This window comes from Dehalobacter sp. (assembly GCA_023667845.1).
Taxonomy (GTDB): Bacteria; Bacillota; Desulfitobacteriia; order Desulfitobacteriales; family Syntrophobotulaceae; genus Dehalobacter.
Genome location: JAMPIU010000028.1, coordinates 1 through 1601, shown reverse-complemented (window position 1 = coordinate 1601; position 1601 = coordinate 1). Strand labels below are relative to the sequence as shown.

General features: G+C 44.0%; 2 protein-coding genes. One reads left to right on the top strand and one right to left on the bottom strand.

The annotated features are described in order from the left end of the window. Window positions 1-302, bottom strand: a 302-nt coding sequence (locus NC238_01380) for a hypothetical protein (protein ID MCM1564607.1), incomplete at its 3' end; no start/stop codon positions are given. A gap of 47 nt (window positions 303-349) precedes the next feature. On the opposite strand from NC238_01380, the gene istA reads away from it, so the two are divergent. Then, a partial coding sequence (gene istA / locus NC238_01375) for an IS21 family transposase (protein ID MCM1564606.1) occupies window positions 350-1601 on the top strand: 1252 nt, incomplete at its 3' end.

Here is a 1601-nt window from a genome sequence, read left to right as displayed (position 1 = left end):
CGAACTGGTTCTCTACTAAGAAAATCTTTGTCCTTTTTAATCGCAGCTATTATTTCAGTATCTTGATATTCATTAAAAAAGCGTTCTATAGCTATATTAAGAGCTGTACTAAAAGATTTTTTAAATCTACCATCCTTTCTAAAACTATTTATAACATCAGATGTTTGCCTACCAAACACATTTCCGACGAAACTTGATAAGCCTTCTAGGAATTTTTCGCTGTTTGTTGTAAGATAAAAATACCGAAAGTTGCAAGTGGAAATTCCATAGTATTGCAAAAATCCATTGCAGGCATTAACCATAACCCATATCCTTGTATCTGACCAAAGAATGCAAGGAGGAAAGGAGAATGCTCGCAATGGACAAGATACATGATATCAGATTGCGGTTTTTCACGAAAGGAGAGAACATTACCCATATTGCAAATGAACTGAAATTGGACTGGAAGACGGTACAGAAATATGTGGATATGGCAGACTTCAATCTGCCAGAGCCCAAACCGGCTTCTGCCAAGCAGTTCTGTCCGAAACTGGACCCTTACAAGCCGGCTGTTGATCAATGGCTTGAAGAGGACAAACAAGCACCGCGCAAACAGCGGCATACGGCCAAGAGGGTATTTGACCGGCTCAAGAAAGAATTTGACGATTTTGATTGTTCCTACAGGACGGTTGCCGCATACTACTCCGATAAACACCGTGAATTATTCAGCAATGCCCGCAATGGATTTCTGCCGCTAACACATCGTCCCGGTGAAGCACAAGTTGATTTCGGCACCGCTGATTTTTATGAAAACGGTACGCGCATTACCGGAAAATATCTCGAAGTGTCTTTCCCCTATAGCAACAAAGGCTACCTGCAATTGTTCTATGGGGAAAACATGGAATGCCTTTTTGAAGGGCTGGATGCCATCTTCCGTCATATTGGCGCAGTACCTGAAGAAATATGGTTTGATAACACAAAAACCATTGTGACAAAAGTCATACGGGGCGGGGATCGCGAGACCACACAGCGCTTTGAGCGATTCCGTGAACATTACCGGTTTCAGTCCGTATTCACAAATCCCGGTGAAGGCCATGAAAAAGGCAATGTTGAGAATAAAGTCGGTTACCAGAGACGTAATTTCCTGGTTCCGGTCCCCCGTTTTTTGAGCCTGGCTGATTTCAACCGGCAGCTCCTTGAAATGTGCGAACAAGATGCCGGCAGAGAGCATTACCGCCATAATGAAACAATTGAAGAGCTGTTCAGGGACGACCTGAAACACTGCCATGCGCTGCCTGAGATTGAATTTGACTTAAGCGGCAATAAAAGTGTTACCGCCAATAACTGGGGTAAGTTTTATCTGCATAAAGGTTTGCATGAGTATTCGGCTTCACCGAAACATGCCAACACAGCCCTTAACTTGAAACTGACATCTTCGCAAATAATCGTCCTGGATGAAAATTACCGTGAAATCATTCGGCACCGCCGGCTTTACGGTGACATAAAACAGCAGAGCATGGCATGGCTTCCCTATCTCAGGCAGCTTTCCATACGCCCGCGCGCCTTGAAATATTCCGGCATCTATGACTTGATGCCGCCTTCAATGAAGCAGTTTCTTGAGG